21 protein-coding genes are annotated in these 17432 nt (G+C 71.0%); 13 read left to right on the top strand and 8 right to left on the bottom strand.

Annotation, left to right across the window (positions count from 1 at the left end; translation table 11 throughout):
* The first annotated feature begins 112 nt into the window (after positions 1-112).
* Positions 113-1390: a thymidine phosphorylase gene (locus ACH4PY_RS21235; protein ID WP_398184897.1), complete on the top strand. Its 1278-nt coding sequence runs from the start codon at positions 113-115 to the stop codon at positions 1388-1390.
* Positions 1391-1518: 128 nt separating this feature from the next.
* Positions 1519-3594, top strand: coding sequence for a hypothetical protein (locus ACH4PY_RS21230; protein ID WP_398184894.1), 2076 nt, complete (start codon positions 1519-1521; stop codon positions 3592-3594).
* 65 nt (positions 3595-3659) lie between these two features.
* On the opposite strand, the gene ACH4PY_RS21225 is transcribed toward ACH4PY_RS21230, so the two are convergent.
* The gene (locus tag ACH4PY_RS21225; RefSeq protein ID WP_398184891.1) at positions 3660-4361 is read right to left on the bottom strand and encodes a hypothetical protein; all 702 of its coding nucleotides are present in this window, start codon (positions 4359-4361) and stop codon (positions 3660-3662) included.
* A 236-nt stretch (positions 4362-4597) separates the two neighbouring features.
* Here ACH4PY_RS21225 and ACH4PY_RS21220 point away from each other — a divergent pair, with 236 nt between their 5' ends.
* The gene (locus tag ACH4PY_RS21220) at positions 4598-4810 is read left to right on the top strand and encodes a hypothetical protein (RefSeq protein WP_398184888.1); all 213 of its coding nucleotides are present in this window, start codon (positions 4598-4600) and stop codon (positions 4808-4810) included.
* Positions 4811-4855: 45 nt separating this feature from the next.
* Here the strand turns inward: ACH4PY_RS21220 and ACH4PY_RS21215 are convergent, their stop codons facing one another.
* Positions 4856-5683 carry an alpha/beta hydrolase gene (locus tag ACH4PY_RS21215; protein WP_398184885.1) on the bottom strand — a complete coding sequence of 276 codons (828 nt, stop codon included), beginning with the start codon at positions 5681-5683 and terminating at the stop codon, positions 4856-4858.
* A 101-nt stretch (positions 5684-5784) separates the two neighbouring features.
* On the opposite strand from ACH4PY_RS21215, the gene ACH4PY_RS21210 reads away from it, so the two are divergent.
* Positions 5785-6951, top strand: a complete 1167-nt coding sequence (locus ACH4PY_RS21210) for an adenosine deaminase (protein WP_398184882.1) — start codon at positions 5785-5787, stop codon at positions 6949-6951.
* A 91-nt stretch (positions 6952-7042) separates the two neighbouring features.
* Positions 7043-7351 (top strand): hypothetical protein, encoded by a 309-nt coding sequence (locus ACH4PY_RS21205; protein ID WP_398184879.1) that lies wholly within the window; start codon positions 7043-7045, stop codon positions 7349-7351.
* Between the two features lie 126 nt (positions 7352-7477).
* Here the strand turns inward: ACH4PY_RS21205 and ACH4PY_RS21200 are convergent, their stop codons facing one another.
* Positions 7478-8224 (bottom strand): SigE family RNA polymerase sigma factor, encoded by a 747-nt coding sequence (locus ACH4PY_RS21200; RefSeq protein ID WP_398184876.1) that lies wholly within the window; start codon positions 8222-8224, stop codon positions 7478-7480.
* 252 nt (positions 8225-8476) lie between these two features.
* On the opposite strand from ACH4PY_RS21200, the gene ACH4PY_RS21195 reads away from it, so the two are divergent.
* The 4 genes from ACH4PY_RS21195 (at position 8477) to ACH4PY_RS21180 (ending at position 11968) form a co-directional block, all read left to right on the top strand.
* Positions 8477-9154, top strand: a complete 678-nt coding sequence (locus ACH4PY_RS21195) for a response regulator transcription factor (protein WP_199923381.1) — start codon at positions 8477-8479, stop codon at positions 9152-9154.
* A 32-nt stretch (positions 9155-9186) separates the two neighbouring features.
* Positions 9187-10707: an ATP-binding protein gene (locus ACH4PY_RS21190; protein ID WP_398184872.1), complete on the top strand. Its 1521-nt coding sequence runs from the start codon at positions 9187-9189 to the stop codon at positions 10705-10707.
* Positions 10704-11315, top strand: coding sequence for a hypothetical protein (locus ACH4PY_RS21185; RefSeq protein ID WP_398184869.1), 612 nt, complete (start codon positions 10704-10706; stop codon positions 11313-11315). Before ACH4PY_RS21190 ends, ACH4PY_RS21185 begins: the two co-directional genes overlap by 4 nt.
* A 137-nt stretch (positions 11316-11452) precedes the next feature.
* Positions 11453-11968 carry a VanZ family protein gene (locus ACH4PY_RS21180; RefSeq protein ID WP_398185829.1) on the top strand — a complete coding sequence of 172 codons (516 nt, stop codon included), beginning with the start codon at positions 11453-11455 and terminating at the stop codon, positions 11966-11968.
* Here the strand turns inward: ACH4PY_RS21180 and ACH4PY_RS21175 are convergent.
* Together ACH4PY_RS21175 and ACH4PY_RS21170 are read right to left on the bottom strand one after the other, a co-directional pair.
* Positions 11946-12308 (bottom strand): hypothetical protein, encoded by a 363-nt coding sequence (locus ACH4PY_RS21175; protein ID WP_398184866.1) that lies wholly within the window; start codon positions 12306-12308, stop codon positions 11946-11948. The two genes, ACH4PY_RS21180 and ACH4PY_RS21175, sit on opposite strands and share 23 nt — an antisense overlap.
* Positions 12305-12748 (bottom strand): ATP-binding protein, encoded by a 444-nt coding sequence (locus tag ACH4PY_RS21170; protein ID WP_398184863.1) that lies wholly within the window; start codon positions 12746-12748, stop codon positions 12305-12307. Before ACH4PY_RS21170 ends, ACH4PY_RS21175 begins: the two co-directional genes overlap by 4 nt.
* A 160-nt stretch (positions 12749-12908) precedes the next feature.
* Here ACH4PY_RS21170 and ACH4PY_RS21165 point away from each other — a divergent pair, with 160 nt between their 5' ends.
* The 4 genes from ACH4PY_RS21165 to ACH4PY_RS21150 all read left to right on the top strand — a co-directional run bounded on the left by ACH4PY_RS21165 (position 12909) and on the right by ACH4PY_RS21150 (position 14793).
* On the top strand, positions 12909-13736 hold the full coding sequence (locus ACH4PY_RS21165) for a Scr1 family TA system antitoxin-like transcriptional regulator (RefSeq protein WP_398184860.1): 828 nt from the start codon (positions 12909-12911) through the stop codon (positions 13734-13736).
* Positions 13733-13936 (top strand): DUF397 domain-containing protein, encoded by a 204-nt coding sequence (locus tag ACH4PY_RS21160; protein WP_398184857.1) that lies wholly within the window; start codon positions 13733-13735, stop codon positions 13934-13936. The genes ACH4PY_RS21165 and ACH4PY_RS21160 overlap by 4 nt, the downstream gene beginning before the upstream one ends.
* A 117-nt stretch (positions 13937-14053) precedes the next feature.
* Positions 14054-14257: a DUF397 domain-containing protein gene (locus ACH4PY_RS21155; RefSeq protein ID WP_398184854.1), complete on the top strand. Its 204-nt coding sequence runs from the start codon at positions 14054-14056 to the stop codon at positions 14255-14257.
* 29 nt (positions 14258-14286) lie between these two features.
* Positions 14287-14793 carry a hypothetical protein gene (locus ACH4PY_RS21150; protein ID WP_398184850.1) on the top strand — a complete coding sequence of 169 codons (507 nt, stop codon included), beginning with the start codon at positions 14287-14289 and terminating at the stop codon, positions 14791-14793.
* A 9-nt stretch (positions 14794-14802) separates the two neighbouring features.
* Here ACH4PY_RS21150 and ACH4PY_RS21145 read toward each other — a convergent pair whose 3' ends face one another.
* From ACH4PY_RS21145 to ACH4PY_RS21135, 3 genes are all read right to left on the bottom strand, one after another.
* Entirely contained in the window at positions 14803-15885 is a 1083-nt protein-coding gene (locus tag ACH4PY_RS21145) for a hypothetical protein (protein WP_398184846.1), read from the bottom strand.
* Positions 15886-16159: 274 nt separating this feature from the next.
* Positions 16160-16825, bottom strand: a complete 666-nt coding sequence (locus ACH4PY_RS21140) for a class I SAM-dependent methyltransferase (protein WP_398184843.1) — start codon at positions 16823-16825, stop codon at positions 16160-16162.
* Between the two features lie 84 nt (positions 16826-16909).
* Complete coding sequence (locus ACH4PY_RS21135; RefSeq protein WP_398184840.1) at positions 16910-17392, bottom strand: hypothetical protein; 483 nt, start codon at positions 17390-17392, stop codon at positions 16910-16912.
* Between the last annotated feature and the right edge of the window lie 40 nt (positions 17393-17432).

Raw genomic sequence — 17432 nt, 5'->3', positions numbered from 1 at the left:
CGACGTGCCGCGAGCCCCCCGCAGCGCCCGGTGGCCCGCCGCCGGGGCCGGCCATGTCCACCCGACACGTACCACCCACCACCAGCCGCCGCCCGCGGCGAGGAGCAGCCCCATGGACGTCATTTCCGTCATCCGCGCCAAGCGTGACCGCGCCCGGCTCACCGACGAGCAGATCGACTGGGTCGTGGACGCGTACACCCGCGGGGCGGTCGCCGACGAGCAGATGTCCGCGCTCGCCATGGCGATCCTGCTCAACGGCATGGACCGCGCCGAGATCGCCCGCTGGACCGCCGCGATGATCGCTTCCGGCGAGCGTATGGACTTCTCCTCGCTCGACCGTCCGACCGCCGACAAGCACTCCACCGGCGGCGTCGGCGACAAGATCACCCTGCCGCTCGCCCCGCTGGTCGCCGCGTGCGGCGCCGCCGTGCCGCAGCTGTCCGGACGGGGCCTCGGCCACACCGGCGGCACGCTCGACAAGCTGGAGTCGATCCCCGGCTGGCGCGCGGCCCTCAGCAACACCGAGATGCTGGACGTGCTGCGCGGCACGGGCGCGGTCATCTGCGCCGCGGGCGACGGCCTCGCGCCCGCCGACCGCAAGCTCTACGCGCTGCGGGACGTGACGGGCACGGTCGAGTCGATCCCGCTCATCGCCTCCTCGATCATGTCCAAGAAGATCGCCGAGGGCACCGGCTCGCTCGTGCTGGACGTCAAGGTCGGCTCCGGCGCCTTCATGAAGACCCTGGAGGACGCCCGCGAACTGGCCGCCACCATGGTGGGCCTGGGCACCGACCACGGGGTGCGCACGGTCGCGCTGCTCACCGACATGTCCGTGCCCCTCGGCCTGACCGCGGGCAACGCCCTCGAAGTGCGCGAGTCGGTGGAGGTCCTGGCGGGCGGCGGCCCCGCCGACGTCGTCGAGCTCACCCTCGCGCTGGCCCGCGACATGCTGGACGCCGCCGGGCTGCCCGACGCCGACCCGGAGAAGGCCCTCGCCGACGGCTCCGCGATGGACGTGTGGCGCCGCATGATCCGCGCCCAGGGCGGCGACCCCGACGCCCCGCTGCCCACCGCCGCCGAGCGGCATGTCGTCCCCGCCCCCGCCACGGGCGTCCTGACCGAGCTGGACGCCTACGCGGTCGGCGTCGCCGCCTGGCGCCTCGGCGCGGGCCGCGCCCGCAAGGAGGACGCCGTGCAGGCGGGCGCGGGCGTCGAGATCCACGCCAAGCCGGGCGCCGCGGTCCGCGCGGGCGAGCCGCTGCTGACCCTGCACACCGACACCCCCGAGCGCTTCGGGTACGCCCTGGAGGCGCTGGAGGGCGCGGTGACGGTCGCGGCGGAGGGCACGGAATTCACGCCGCGGCCGATCGTTCTGGACCGTATCGCCTGAATACCCGTAAACGGAGGGGCGGTTCGGCTGCGAAACGGAACCGGACCGCCGCCGTGTGACATCCTCTCTGCCAGTACGGCGCCGTCGACGGCACACGCACCGCATGTACAACGGGGAGGAACGAAGACGTGGGTGAGTTCTCGGGCATAGACGCAACGGCCCTGCAGAAGATGACCGACTCCTTCAAGAAGGACAAGGACCATCTGCGGGACCGGGCCTCCGCCTACAAGTCCGATTTCGCCAACCACGGGCTGGACACCTCGTCGCTGAGCGAACTGGTCGGGATCTGCGGCTGGCTGGACGACCAGATGCCGATGCTGACCCGGCGTTACCATCTGGCGATCGCGGCCGACAAGCCGTATCCGGGCCAGAAGGGCATGGTCGAGATCGACGAGAGCATGGTCGGCACCACCGCCCAGTCGCAGAAGGACGGCAAGGCGCTCGCCGACCAGTTCGACAAGTCCCTCGACGACGGCGACGACCCGGGCGAGGACCTGTTCGCCGCGCTGAAGGCGCATTCCGACGACCCGGACTTCCTCAAGGCGTTCTACGACCAGCTCGGCCCGCAGCGGCTGATGCAGCTCACCAACGACCAGGCGGGCACCCCGTACGGCCGCTACGGCGACCACAAGGACCAGGCCGCGGCCGACCGCGACATCATCGCCAAGACCTTCGGCACCTACACCAAGGTGGCCTTCGAGGGGCAGACCGCGGAGCAGAAGCAGGCCAGCTGGAACAAGTGGTTCGACAAGTCCATGTTCCCCAACCAGGCCTTCCGCGCGGACTACATGACCGCGCTGCTGCCCGGCGGCTCGCAGGACAAGGACTTCCTCGTCGCCCTCGGCGACCGCGTGTGGGACGACAAGAACTCCACGCGCAGCGGCTCCCAGTGGATGAACGGCAGCGGCAAGGGCGTCTTCGACGGCGACCACTACACGCAGCTGTTCAACGCCATCGCGGGCAACCCCGAGGCGTCGGGCGAGTTCATGGACCACAACTACGACAGCCTCCAGACGGTGATGTACCCGCACGGGCCGTGGGACCTGGGCCAGCCGCCGTCCCGCGCCCAGGCGTTCGCGGACATGCTCAAGTCCGGCACGATCGACCTGAAGTCCACCAACCGCCCGCTCGCCGAGAAGCTCACCGGCCGCATCCTGATGGACAACTACCGCCATCAGAACGGCGACATGAAGAACGTCCACACCTACGACCCGATCGACGTCTACTACGGCCAGCTCGTCACCGCGAACTGGAGCGACATGGTCTACGGGATCACGTCGCCGACCGGCAACAAGCTGTGGGGCTCCGACGCCACCGCGGGCGGCTTCACCGAGAAGATGTCGCAGTGGGACCAGAAGGCCTTCCTCGCCGGACAGGACCCCAACCGGCCCGGCCTGGAGGTCGGTGCGCCGCTGTGGCAGGCGCTGCTCAACGAGTCGGCCCGCAACCCGACCGTCGCGGGGCAGGAGAGCGCGCTCTTCGACTCCTTCCGGACGCAGATCACCAACGAGGTGGGCAGCGCGGAGCGGGACACCGACGACCATGCGCAGGACTACCGCATGATGGAGAACGGCCTGATGATGAAGGCCTACAGCCAGGCCTTCGAGTACGCCAAGAGCAACATCGAGGGCGACGCGAACACGTGGGCCGAGGGCGTCAACAGCGCGCGTACGGCGCTCATCTCGGGCGCCGCCGACCTGGTGGAGGCCGGTGCGACCGGCGGCACCACGGCGATCACCGAACTCGGCACGTCCAAGGCCGGGGAGCTGGGCGGCACCGCGAAGGACCTGCTGGTGAACTTCATCGCCAGCGGCATCTCCGTCAAGCCCGAGGACGCGCCCGGCCTCGCCGACAAGTACAAGAAGATCAACGACGCCCAGCTGGACACCAGTTGGCAGAACAACTACCAGTCGCTCGCCAACGCGCAGCTCCACGACGGCGGTTTCAGCCCCACCGTGACGGCGCCGGTCACCATCCACCCGCGCGGCGGCAAGCCGGTCACGTACACCGGCGACCCGAAGGGCTACATCAAGGCCCCCGAGGACAACTTCCTCGACGACAAGGGCGAGGCCAAGAACATCGACGACATGACGCCCCGGCAGCGCACCGCGTACAACAACTGGCTCATGGACCCGGCGATCGTCAACCACGTGGACTCGCGCGGCTTCACGCAGCAGGAGCAGTTCCAGCACCTCAACGAGTAGCCGTGCCCGCACAGCACGGAGCGCCGCCCGCACGGTGAACGGGCGGCGCTCGGGGGCCGTTCGGCTCAGGACTTCTTCGGCTCGATCTTCAGGGCGGCGAGGAAGGTCCTGAGGTCCGCGGCGGCGCCGGGATCGACGACGGTGTGGCCGCCCACGGCCGGGTGGAAGGTGACGACGGCCTCCTTGGTCTGCCAGGTGCAGATCGTCCACTTCAGGCCGCGCGTGGTCGGTTCGGCGCACTGGATCGTGCCGCCGGCCTTGCCCGCCGGGTAGTCGCGCACACCCGTCATGTCCTCCAGGCCGAGCGACGATTCGACGGAGCTGTCCGAACCCGGGCCGTGGTGGATGCCGTCGTGGGAGACGAAGTCCGCCGGGTCGAGGTCGAGCGCGACGCCGACGTCCTTGCCGTCCGGGCCGAGGTAGGTCAGCCGCACCTCCCCCTTCGACGGGTCGGGCTGCTCGCCGCCGATGGTCTTCCAGTGCGAGTCCTCGGGCTTGGTCGCCCGGGTGTACGGACCGAACGCCTGCGGGAGCACCGCCGTGTGCGCGACCGGCTTGTCGTCCCCGCCGCCCGCGACCACGACCCAGGTCGTGATGCCACCCGCGATGACGACGACGGCCGCGGCGATACCGATGATCCGGTTGCGGCGCCGGGCGCGTTCGCGGTCGGGGACGGTGATGGGGGAGAAGGCGATGGCGTCGTCGGAATCGCGCTGCGTGCCCGCGCCCCCGGTGCCCGCCCTGTCCCCTGTGGCGTTGTCGGTCACGGCATCCTCCTGGGAAACGGCTGGCGCTATGATATGCGTGGCGCAATAGCGCCTGTACAGAGCAGCTTCGGCAAACGCCGGACAACTGGCGGCCAACTGGCGGACAACGCCACTACGGGGGTAGTGACATGGGCGGACCGGGTCAGCAAGAGGCGACCGTACCCAATCCTGCGATCACCGATCTCAAGAGCCTCAAATCCCGGCTCATGGGTGAAATGGGCACACTCACCGACACCTTGAAGCAGACGAATTCCGACATGGGCGGCAAGAAGGTGTGGGTCGGAAAGACCGCCGACACCTGGGCCTCCGACATCTCCGGGCGCCGCAGCCGGATCCAGACGCTGCTGGGCAAACTCGTGCCGATCATCGACGCCGAGATCAACAGCCTCCCGGAGAAGGTCACTCCGAACGAGGCGAAGCTCTACAACATGGACCGCTACCGCTACTGACCGCCCGGGCGCCGCAGTTGTCCGCCCCGGGCCCTGACGGTCGCGCTACGCGCGGAGAGCGCGGCCGAAACCCGACGCCAGCGGCATCCGCAGGCCCAGCGGCGGGGGAGCGGCCAGCGCGTCGGCCACCGGGCGGGCGTAGGGCCGGTCGAGGAGCGAGCCCAGGACGAAGTCCGTGGCCAGCGCGAAGACTTCGGAGCGGTGCTGGTGCAGGCTGTGCCCGTCGGAGTGCACCTCGAAGCGGCACACCTCGCGGTTGATCTTCTTGGCGCGCTCGGCGAAGCGCAGCGACAGGTCGGGGTCCGTGGACTCGTCCTGCGTGCCGTGCACGAGCAGCACCCGGCGCCCGGCGAGCTGCTTGACCGGCTCCGGCTCCGGGTCGTCCGGCAGCCACGGGGACAGCGCGACGACCGAGCCCACCGCCGGGTGCGCGGCGGCGTGCAGCGCGGCGCGGGCGCCCATGCCCATGCCGACCAGGCACACGGGCACGTCGCCGTAGCGCCGTACCGCCTCGCTCACGGCCCACTCGGCGTCCTCCGCGGGGTGCGCGTGGCCACCGTTCCAGCCGCGGAAGCGGTAGTGGACGACATGGGCGGCGACGCCCTCGGCGGCCCCCTCGCGCACCAGGTGCCGGGCCAGCGGCCGGATCACCGCGGCGGCCAGCGGGGAGCGGCGCCGGGTGCTCAGCGCGTCACCGCCGGGCAGTGCGAGCACGACGGCGCGCACGGTGGCGCCGGTCGCGCCGCCGTCCGTCCCCTCGCCGCCCCGGGGCCCGCGGCCCGCGCGATGCCCCCAGCGGGGCGCCGGTACGAGCCCGGGTGCGACGGGGTGCCCGAGGCGTGCGCCGCGCGCCGGTAATGCTTGTGAAGCCATGGCGCAACGATGGCAGACACAGGGGTGTGCACAGTATGGCCGGGCGGAAAATATTTGCCCCGCCCGCCATATCTACGCGCGTAGGGACTATCGTTTCGCCCATGCAGAAGCCGAAACCCGGCGTTCCGTCCCGGGACCAGATCCGCCGCGCCCCGAAGGTGCTGCTCCACGACCACCTGGACGGCGGTCTGCGGCCCGGCACCATCGTCGACATCGCCCGTGCGACCGGCTACGAAGGCCTTCCCGAGACCGATCCCGACAAGCTCGGGACGTGGTTCCGGCAGGCCGCCGACTCCGGCTCCCTCGAACGGTACCTGGAAACCTTCACCCACACGTGCGCGGTGATGCAGACACGTGACGCGCTGGTCCGCGTCGCCGCCGAATGCGCCGAGGACCTCGCCGCCGACGGCGTCGTCTACGCCGAGGTGCGCTACGCCCCCGAGCAGCACCTGGAGGGCGGTCTGACGCTCGACGAGGTCGTCGAGGCGGTCAACGCCGGCTTCCGGCAGGGCGAGAAGCGGGCCCGTGCGGCGGGCAACCGGATCCGCGTCGGCGCCCTGCTGACCGCGATGCGGCACGCCGCCCGCTCCCAGGAGATCGCCGAACTCGCCAACCGCCACCGCGACTCGGGTGTCGCGGGCTTCGACATCGCGGGCGCGGAGGCCGGTTACCCGCCCACCCGGCACCTGGACGCCTTCGACTACCTCAAGCGCGAGAACAACCACTTCACCATCCACGCCGGAGAGGCCTTCGGTCTCCCGTCGATCTGGCAGGCCCTCCAGTGGTGCGGCGCCGACCGGCTCGGCCACGGCGTGCGCATCATCGACGACATCGAGGCCGGACCCGACGGTCAGGTCTCGCTGGGCCGCCTGGCCGCGTACGTGCGCGACAAGCGCGTGCCGCTGGAGATGTGCCCGACGTCCAACCTCCAGACGGGCGCCGCCACCTCGTACGCCGAGCACCCCATCGGGCTGCTGCGGCGGCTGTACTTCCGCGTCACCGTCAACACCGACAACCGGCTGATGTCCGGGACGAGCTTGAGCCGCGAGTTCGAGCACCTGGTCGAGGCGTTCGGCTACACGCTCGACGACATGCAGTGGTTCACGGTCAATGCGATGAAATCAGCGTTCATCCCTTTCGATGAACGTCTCGCCATGATCAACGAGGTCATCAAGCCCGGTTACGCCGAGCTGAAGGCGGAGTGGCTCTTCGAGCCCGGTGGCCTCGACAGGCCGCTGGCCAGCGGTTCCGCGTCCGGCGAGGGGTGAGGTGCGGGCGCCGCCCGCGCTGTTCTGCGCGCGGGCGGCACGCGCCACGCCGTTTGCACGCGGTGTGACCACGTCGATACGTTCCGACGTCATGCAGACTCGAACCAAGAAGACCCTCGCGGCCGGTGCGCTCGGACTCGCCTTCGCCGCCGCCGCGGCCGGCACGGCGAGCGCCGCCGCCCTCCCCACCGATGTCCTCGGCGGCCTGCCGGTCGGCTCCGCCGCCAACCTCGTCCCCGGCGCCGGCAACACGGCCGCGGGTGCGCAGAACGCGCTCGCCAACGGGACGTCCGCGCTTCCCGCCGACCCGCAGAGCCTTCTGCCGTCCGGCAACCACCTCGACGGCAACCAGATCGCCCCGGTCGGCGGCCTCCTCGGCGGCCTCCCCCTCGGCGGCTGACTACCGCGTAGGGCGGCTCCCGCTTTTCAGGGGCGCGGCCCCGCCGCAGCACAAACGGGCCCCCCGGGCGGCATCCCCCTTGCCGCCCGGGGGGCCCGTTCCCCCGTTACCCCCCGTCTGGAAGACCTACGCGACGAGCTCGCCGAACGCGTCCGCCTCGTTCCGGCCGAAGGCCAGCGCCTCGTCGTCCCGCAGCCGCCGCAGCGACCGCCAGATGCTGCTCTTGACCGTGCCGACGCTGATGCCGAGGATGTCGGCGATCTCCGGGTCGGTGCGGCCCTCGTAGTAGCGGAGCACCAGCATCGTGCGCTGCTGCTCGGGCAGCCGGGCGAGGGCCTGCCACAGGACGGCGCGCAGCTCGGTGCCGCCCATCTCGTCCGTGTCGCCGACCGTCTCCGGCAGCTCCTCGGTCGGGTACTCGTTGAGCTTGCGCCGCCGCCAGGCGCTGATGTGCAGGTTGGTCATGGTGCGGCGCAGGTAGCCGCCGACCGCGGCCTTGTCGCTGATCCGGTCCCACGCCCGGTAGGTGGAGAAGAGGGCGCTCTGGAGCAGGTCCTCCGCCGCGTAGCGGTCGCCGGTGAGGTGGTAGGCCGTCGCGTAGAGCGACGCGCGCCGTTCCTGGACGTACGCGGTGAACTCCGCGGCCGAGTCCTTGGACGGCTCGGGGGCCGTCCCGGCGGGCTCCAGCGGTGTGATGTAGGCGGGACGCTGCCGGACCACCGTCGTCGCCGTGGTGGCGGGGACGCGTCCGGCGCCGCGGGCGTACCCCCGTCCGTTCGCGGCGCCGGACAGTTCGGTGGACCTGGCAGCGCGGTGCGTCGTCGCTCGCGGCGAGTGGACCGCGGCGGTCGCGGTACCCAGCAGTGCGTTCATGTCGCGCCCCCCTCAGTGGAACCTTCGGCCTTGCTTTCGGCGTCGCAGTCTGTGCGTCCTGCGCTCTCCCGATGTGGCTAAAGCCTGCCGGGCCAGTTTCATGGGGACGTCCGTCGAGTGTCACAGGCCCGTCACAGAGGTCCGCTGCCCCGTGACGTCCGGGCCGCGCCCGCCGCGACCGGCGGTGAAGGTGCTGGGGACGAGTTGTCCCCGCACTTCATGCCGCCGCCCGCGGTAGGCAACAATGTCACGGTGCCTTTCCTGTTGCTGATCGAGGATGACGACGCCATCCGCACCGGTCTCGAACTCGGCCTGTCCCGGCAGGGTCACCGCGTGGTGGCCGCGGCGACGGGCGAGGACGGCCTGAAGCTCCTCAAGGAGCAGCGTCCCGACCTGATCGTGCTCGACGTCATGCTGCCCGGCATCGACGGCTTCGAGGTGTGCCGCCGCATCCGCCGCACCGACCAGCTGCCGATCATCCTGCTGACCGCGCGCAGTGACGACATCGACGTCGTGGTGGGCCTGGAGTCGGGTGCCGACGACTACGTCATCAAGCCCGTGCAGCCGCGCGTCCTGGACGCCCGGATCCGCGCGGTGCTGCGCCGCGGTGAGCGCGACAGCACCGACTCGGCCGCTTTCGGCTCGATCGTGATCGACCGCAGTGCCATGACCGTCACCAAGGACGGCCGCGACCTCCAGCTCACCCCGACCGAGCTGCGGCTGCTGCTGGAGCTGAGCCGCCGGCCGGGCCAGGCGCTGTCGCGCCAGCAGCTGCTGCGGCTGGTGTGGGAGCACGACTACCTGGGCGACTCGCGCCTGGTGGACGCGTGCGTGCAGCGGCTGCGGGCCAAGATCGAGGACGTGCCCTCGTCGCCGGTCCTGATCCGTACCGTCCGGGGCGTCGGCTACCGCCTGGACACGCCGCAGTGACCTCACGTGCCGCACGCTGGGGGAGCGGCATAGTGCGCTGGACGAGTCTGCGGCTGCGGCTGGTCGCCGTCTTCGCGGCGGTCGCGCTGACCGCGGCGGTGTCGGTGTCCGGCATCGCGTACTGGCTCAACCGCGACGCCGTCCTCACCCGCGCGCAGAACAGCGCGCTCAACGACTTCCGCGACTCGCTCCAGCGCAACGCCGCCTCGCTGCCCGTCGCCCCCACGTGCGAGTCGCTCAAGGAGGCGGCCGGGCGGATAGGCGACGCGGACACCTACGAGGTCGTGCTGCTCGGCAAGGACCAGGACGGTCAGGACTGCGCGGCGCCGTCCAACCGGGACGTCTTCACGCTCGACGACGTGCCGCAGACGCTGCGCACCGCCGTGAACACCCGGCACCTGAAGGACGACGGCAAGTACCACCTGCACTGGGAGCGCATCTCGCTGCAGAGCCGCCCCTACCTCGTCGCGGGCGCGCAGATCAACGGCGGCGGCCCGACCGGCTACATGCTCAAGTCGCTCGACGCCGAGCGCAAGGACCTCAACTCGCTGGCCTGGTCCCTCGGCATCGCCACGCTGCTCGCCCTCATCGGTTCCGCGCTGCTCGCGCAGGCCGCGGGCGCGGCCGTGCTGCGGCCGGTGCGGCGGCTCGGCGAGGCGGCGCGGGCGCTCGGCGAGGGCAAGCTCGACACCCGGCTGAAGGTCACCGGGACCGACGAGCTGGCGGAGATGTCGCAGACCTTCAACAACGCGGCCGAGGCGCTGGAGACGCGCGTCGAGGAGCTGAGCGCGCGGGAGGCGGCGAGCCGCCGCTTCGTCGCGGACATGTCGCACGAGCTGCGCACCCCGCTGACCGCGATCACGGCCGTCAGCGATGTGCTGGAGGACGAGGCGGACGCGCTGGACCCGATGATCGCACCGGCCGTCCGGCTGGTCGTCAGCGAGACCCGGCGGCTGAACGAACTGGTGGAGACGCTGATGGAGGTCACCCGGTTCGACGCCGGAACGGCGAAGCTGCGGGTCGACGAGGTGGACGTCGGCGAGCAGGTCATGGCCTGCATGGACGCCCGCGCGTGGCTGGACTCCGTCGAGCTGGACGCGCCGCGCGGAGTCCTCGCGACACTCGACCCCCGGCGGCTGGACGTGATCATGGCGAACCTGATCGGCAACGCGCTCAAGCACGGCGGCTCGCCGGTACGGGTCACGATCCGCGAGGACGCGGACGCGGCCGACGAAGCGGGCGGCGACATCGTGGTGGCCGTCTCCGACAACGGGCCCGGCATCCCCGAGGACGTCCTGCCGCACGTCTTCGACCGCTTCTACAAGGCCGACGCCTCCCGCCGCCGCTCCGAGGGCAGCGGCCTGGGCCTGTCCATCGCCATGGAGAACGCCCACATCCACGGCGGCGACATCACCGCCGCCAACCGCGCCGAGGGCGGCGCCGTCTTCACCCTGCGGCTGCCCCGCCGCCCCCGCGCCAACGGCACGAACGACGCGGTCAACGGCGAGAACGGCCCGACCGGCGACGGCACGGCGGGGGGTGCGCGGCAGTGAGACCCACCTCCCCCCGGCGCCCGGTCGTCGGCGCGCTGCTCGCCGCCGCCCTGCTGCCGCTGCTCGGCGCGTGCGGCATCCGCTCCACCACCGTCCCGGTCGACGCCGGACCCGCGCCCTCCCGGGTGTCCTGCCAGGTACCGGCGCCCGACAACTCGCCGGGCGTCGTGGACGCGCAGATAGTGCAGATCTATCTGGTGTGCGGAGGCCAGACCACCGTCGTACGGCGCACCGTCGTCGTCCGCCCGCAGGCCGCCGGCCGGGTCGAGCAGGTCAACGAACTCGTCCGGCAGCTCCAGCGCAGCGTGCTCGGCGAGGAGGCGAAGGAGGGCTTCTCCAGCGCCGTCCCCGGCTCCCTCCAGATCCTCGGCGCCGCCCCGGGCGACCCCGCCGACGCACTGCGGCTCAGCCAGCCCATCGAGGACCTCCCCTCCTTCGCGCTGGCGCAGATCGTCTGCACGGTGGCCGACAGCGCCCTGGCCTCCCCCTCCCACGCGGTCCTCCTCGGCGGCCCGGACATCGCCAAGCCCGTCCGCCGCTACGCGTGCACGGACGAGCTCAAGACCCGCCCGGAGGCCGCGGACAACGCGGGCGCGGAGATCGGCTGACGCCGGTCCGCGCCCGTGGCCGCCGGGCTCCCCGTCCGGCGTGTGACCAGGGACGTGGGGACGGTGGCCGGACGACGTGCGGGCCGTCACACCCACCGGACGGGAACCGTCCGCCTACGGCCCGCGTCTTGGGCGGTGTGCAGCACGAAGGCTCCATGTACCGGGTGCGCGCCGCCGGCCTCCTGCTGACAGCGGCGTACCTCTCGTTCACCGGGTGGCTGCTGCTGCGCCCGCACTACGTGACGTGGGTGCCGTCGCCGAACCTGCGCCCGTTCGGCACCATCCGCGACGACCTGCGGCTCCCGCCCCTCGACGCCGCCCGCCACCTGCTGGCCGGACTCGGCCTGCTCGCCCCGCTCGGCTTCCTGCTCCCGATGGCCGGTGGCCGCCTGGAGAGCTCGGCCGTCGCGTCCTTCGTCCGCACGGTCTTCGCGGGCCTGATGGTCTCCCTGTCGGTCGAGTTCACCCAGACCATGGTCCCGGGCCAGCTCTTCGACATAGACGCGCTGATCCTCAACACGACGGGTGTGGCCCTGGCCCATCTCCTCGTCGTCCCCGCGGCCCGCCGCCACCTGCGCCGCCGCCGCAGCTCCCCACCCCCACCGCCGGGCGCCCCGGCGTCCCTGGCCCCTACGGGAGTCGGGGCTCCGTAACCGCCTCCCACGTGTGGGGCCCGGGGTGGGCGGCGAAGTACGTGCACGCGTCGCCCCCGGCTGAGCGGAACGTGCAGTCGGGGCGCAGCCAGTAGGTGGCGGGCGGCTCGCCCTCGGCCCAGCGCGTCCACAGGGCGCCGGGCGCCGGGGCGGCGAAGTCGTCGTAGACGACGGCGAAGTGCTCACCGCGCGGGTGCGCTTCGAGCGCGCACACCAGCTCGTCGCAGACGCGCTGCCGGTCGACGTGCGTGTACGTACGCAGCAGGTCGCTGCGCAGGCCGGGCGGAAGGACGGTGACGGCTTCGCACAGTCTCGCGTCCCCGACGCTTTCGGTGGTCACCGCGCCACCTCGCCCCACACGGACTTGCCCGTGGCCCCGAGCACGATCCCCCACCGCTGGGAGGTGCACAGCTCGACGAGCCGCAGCCCGCGCCCCCGCAAGTCCTCCCCGCTCGCCGGGTCCGGGATCCGGGGGAGCCGCCCGCTGTCCGCGTCCAGCACCTCGATCCGCACGCCGGCCTTGCCGGGCAGCCGCCGGAAGCAGGTCCGGACCGTGCCGTCCGGGTTGTCCGAGTGCACGATGGCGTTCGTCAGCAACTCCGAGAGCACGATGGCGGAGTCGTCCGCGAGGTGTGCCAGCCCCCATTGCCCCAGCGCCTCCCGGAGCACCTGCCGAGCCTGCCCCACACAGGCCGGCGTCTGCGCCCAACGGTGAGCCACCGTGTCCTCGGCCCCGGGCGGGGCCGTTCCCGGCGGGGCCGGGGAAGTCGTCTCGTGCATGGCTGCAATCCATTCCTCGCCGGGAGTCTCCGGAGATCAGTCATTTCCGGGCGTGTCGATGCCTCTCCGTAGCAGAATCGCTACCGAGGCGTTCAGACTGACTCAGCGTCAGGGACGCGTTCAACTGGTCAATCGCGCACGGAAAGTTGGCGAGGCCCCTGTGAATCGCAAGGAGTTGGAGCCAGGAAAATCGCCCCGCGCATCGTTCGGCGTGCATCTGCGCACGTCACGAGAGCAGCGGGGCTGGACGCAAGATGAGTTGGCCGCAGAGATGGGGTACACCGGATCCCACATCTCTGCTGTGGAAACTGCCCGCAAACTGCCAACTTTGCGGTTCTCGACAAGTTCGGACCGCGCTCTGGGGACGGGCGACAAGTTCGAACGTTTGTGGCGGGAATTGCGCAACGGAGCCCTGCTGGAGGGTTTCCCGGAGTACGTCGGATACGAGGGGCGGGCGACCGAGATCCGTCTGTACGAGATCGGCATCGTTCCCGGCCTGTTGCAGACGCCCGGCTACGCACGCGTGCTGGCCGACAGCGCCGTGCGGCGCGAGACGATCACCCGGGAGCATGCCGAGGAACGCCTGGCGTTCCTCGCGGAGCGCCAGGCGGCGCTGGTGCACCTCAACCCACCGATGATGTTCGTCGTGATGGACGAGAGCTGCATCCGCCGGATGGTCGGCGGCCCAGAGGTCATGGCCGGGCAGCTTGATCAACTGGTGGTGTACGCGGCAAGGCCGTCCACGGTGCTCCAGGTGATCCCGTTCGAGGCAGGTGAGCGTCGTCCGTTCGACCTGCCGGTCAACCTGCTGACTCTGTCCGATCGTTCGGTATTGGCCTACGCCGAGTCCCAGACGCGGGGACATCTGGACCGTGAAACGCCGTCAGTCCTGCCCATGCTGACGGCCTACCATCAACTACAGGCCGAAGCCCTGTCCCAAGCGGACACGGTGGCCATGATCCAAGAGATACGAAAGGGCATTTCGTGACGACGAACGACTCCCCCCGCTGGTACAAGTCCTCGTACAGCAACAACGGCGGCAACTGCGTCGAGGTCGCCGTCGACGTCCCCAACATCGTCCCCGTCCGGGACTCGAAGGACACGTCCGGCCCCGCCCTGGAGTTCACGCCCACCGCGTGGACCTCCTTCGTGGCGGCGGTGCGGAACGGGGACATCCCCAGCGTGTGAGTCATCCCGAAGGCCCCGCGGCCGTAGCGACGGCCTCGCGGGGTCTTTCGGCGTGCCCCGCAACGCGGAACAATCGCCCACGGAAGGCACTTGGTGACGACGAGAGGACCCTCCGTGATGAGCACCCACCCCGCCCCCCAGTGGTTCACGTCCTCCCACAGCAACAACGGCGGCACGTGCGTCGAGGTCGCCGTCAACGTCCCCGGCACCGTCCCCGTGCGGGACTCCAAGGACAGGACGGGCCCCGCCCTGTCGTTCACGCCCGCCGCGTGGGCGGACTTCGTAGCCGCCGTCCGGGACGGCGAACTGCCCGCCGCCTGACGGCGGTTCAGCCCGGGGAGGGAATTCGCATGCGCTACTACGACCACCCCGGCGACGAGGAGAAGCTCGCCCCGGTGGCGATCCTGGAGTTCTCCGACGACCTCCGCGTGGCGGACATGGCCCCGCTGCACGACTTCCTCGTGGCGCGGCTCGGCGAGGTCGCCGCGCGGCAGCCCGAGGGCACGGAAGCGCGGTGGGCCGCCGACTGCCTGGTGGAGGTCATCGCGACCGCGGGGCGTGATCTGTCGGACCTCGCGAGCACGTGGGAACTGGAGATCCTGGAAGGGGACATCCACAAGCCCGGGCTCGTGCAGAACGTGCGCAACTGCCTCCAGCGGGACTGGAACCGCCTGGTGGAGGTCGCCATGCGCTACGCGGACCACCCCGACTACCTCCCCCGCTGGCGCCTCCTGCGCTACTGCTGCGTGGAGCACGCGGAGTTCGTCGAGATGGCGATGGGCGACGCGGCGGACGCGGGCATCATCGATGCGCCCGGCGCCGCCACGCCCTGCGGGGACGACGACCCCACCGCCTGACCCGGCCGGTCAGTTCATGAGGTCGGTCTTGTGGAAGATGGTCGAGCGGAATTGCGTGGGGCTGTCGGCGTCGTACTTGCTGGAGAAGCCGAAGGCGAGCTGCGGGCCGGTAGGCGAGCGGTAGATCGCGATTCCCTGGGGTTCGCGACCGGGGATGACGTTGTCGCCCGCGTGGGTCGCGAAGACCTCCTTGCACGACGTCCCGGTGTTGTTCATGTCGAGCGTGACCACGTAGGACGGGTTGGCCGGGGCCGAAGTGGTGTCCGGCGGGCCTCCGTAGAGGAGGTACGCGTACTGGCCGTAGGCGGTCACGCCCTGGAAGAGGTCGTCGCCGGTGAGCCCGAGGTCGGTGTTGCTGGGGAGTTCGCGCTCGGCGAGGAGGGGGAGCGGGGTGTCGCCGACGAAGCCCTTGCTGAGGACGCTGGGGAGGTCGAACAGTGCGAGGCGCCACGGGGTGGTGGTCCCCATGTACCGCAGCAGGATCCGGTTGTTGTACGGGTCGATCGACGGTCTCGGGCAGTCGACGAAGTCGGAGAGCTGGATGGGGAATTTCCTGACCGCGGCGTCCGAGTAGGCGAGGACGCCGTCGTCGGCGTATTTGAAGCGGGCGATGGTGTGGCTGTTGGGCCCGCTCTTGGGGTCGTCGGGATGCAGATTCCGCCAGTCGCCGGGGACCCACATGTAGGGGGAGCCGTAGGTGTCCGGCTCGATGGCGATGTTCGACCCGTGGTCGAACCCGTGGATGGCCATGGAGCCCAGGATCTGACCGGCCATGTCGGTCCTGGTCACCCAGAGGTCGCCGTTGTCGCTGCCGACCGCCGTCTGCACGGCGTAGATGTGGCCGTAGACGTGGTCGAAGGCGAAGGACTGCATGGCCCAGTAGGGCTGGTGGAGCGGGGCGTTGACGAAGAAGGTGTCGCCGTTGCCCTTGAGGTTGAAGCGCTGCGACGTCCCGACCTTGGCGGACGCCGACTGGGCCGCGAAGAGCGACAGCCCGCCCCCCGCGACGGCGGCCGCGATACCCGTACCCGTTCTGAGGAGAGTGCGACGACGTATGGCGGATGCTCCGCCGCCCTCGTTTTCCGCGCGCAAATTGCATCACCTTCCGCTGATCGTCCGGTGTGATCCCGCGTTCCCGCGGTGGATCCTAGCCCGGCCTTTCACGAGCGGTCCTGTTTCCCGCGACGCCGAGTTCCGCGGAGGGAGGTGCTCCGACGAGCCAGCGACCGGTGTGACGTCGAGCTTTCCGCCCCGCGCCGTGTCGACCACCTTCTGCATGCCCGGCTCTGAGGGGGGACTTTGGGGTCGCCCCACGGCCACAGACCGGCGGTCGCCGTCCGAAAGCGGAATGCTGCGGCCGAGCGCGTCAGCCCTGGGCGACGGCCCGCCCGATGAGGGTGCCGATGTGGCCGGGGGTCGGCGCGTCGAGGACGCGGACGCCGACGTCCGTGAAGCCCGCGTTCCGCAGCAGGGAGGTCCATTTGCGGGGCGTGTAGCTGTACCGGTACGTGAACTGGGCCGGACCGGCGAAGCCCCCCTTGTACATGCCCTGCGGGCCGTACGCCCCGGGAATCGCCGGAGGTTGGGAGAAGGCGAGCACGCCACCGGGGGCGAGGACCCGGCGGACGAGCGGGAACAGCCGGGCCGGGTCCGTGAACCAGACGGCACCGAAGATCGAGTAGACGGCGTCGTACGTCTCGGTGGCCTCCGCGAGGAAGTCGAGCACTTCCGCGCACACCAGCCTCGCCCCCCGCTCCTCCCATCGGCCGCGCACCGCCTCCACGGCGACCGGCGACAGATCCACCCCCGTGACCTTCACCCCCTGCCCCAGCAGGTGGCCCAGCGCGCGGCCCGTCCCGAAACCGAGTTCCAGGGCGCTCCCCGGACTGCCGAGAAGCTCTGGACCGGGGCCGTGCCCCCCGTACTGCGTCCAGCAGAACACCGGCTCGCCCCGCAGGGCCTTCTCCCTGGTGCTCCCGGCGAAGTCGTCCCAGAGCCGGCGCTCCGCGCCGATGTCGTGCCGAGCGGGCAAGGCGTCGTCCTCCGTCCAAGTCGGCGGCGCCCCCGCCACGCCCGGCGGGGGCGCCCGGATCCTGCTTCCGCGCCAGAGAGGCGTTCAGTGGCTGTCGGGCACCTTGTTGTCGCACGGCGAGCAATCGGCGGCATCCACGCCCCACAACTCCTCGTCCACGTCGAAGCCGTTCTCCCGCAGGAGCGCGGCCGTGCGCGTGACTGTGCCGTCCCGGCGGCGCCGGATCAGCGGTGCGTGGTGCTTGTAACGACCGCCGTTGTATTCGTCGCACAGCGCGAAGTAGAGCGGGGTGTCCAGGATCAGGGCGTGTACGGCCACGTCCACCGTGTACCCCACGCCCATGTCGACTCCGGGGTGTTCCATCGCGGTGAGTGTGTACGCGACGGCCTGGCCGAGAAGCCTCTCGGCCGTGTCCTTGGTCATCACCGGGTTGTCGCGGGTGAGCAGCGCGACCTCCCGGTCCCACAGGGTGGGCTCGTCCTCCGTGACCAGTTGGGGCACGCGATGCGCCAGCCCGTTCAGCAGAATGCGCGGATCGCGCGTCCGGGTCTGTGCGGAAGTGCTCATGCATCCTCCTACGGCTGCATTCAACGAGCCCTGCCGCAGT

This window comes from Streptomyces sp. NPDC021224 (assembly GCF_044332905.1).
GTDB lineage: Bacteria > Actinomycetota > Actinomycetes > Streptomycetales > Streptomycetaceae > Actinacidiphila.
The sequence above is the reverse complement of the archived record's forward strand: the minus strand, read 5'-3'. Positions and strand labels throughout refer to the sequence as shown.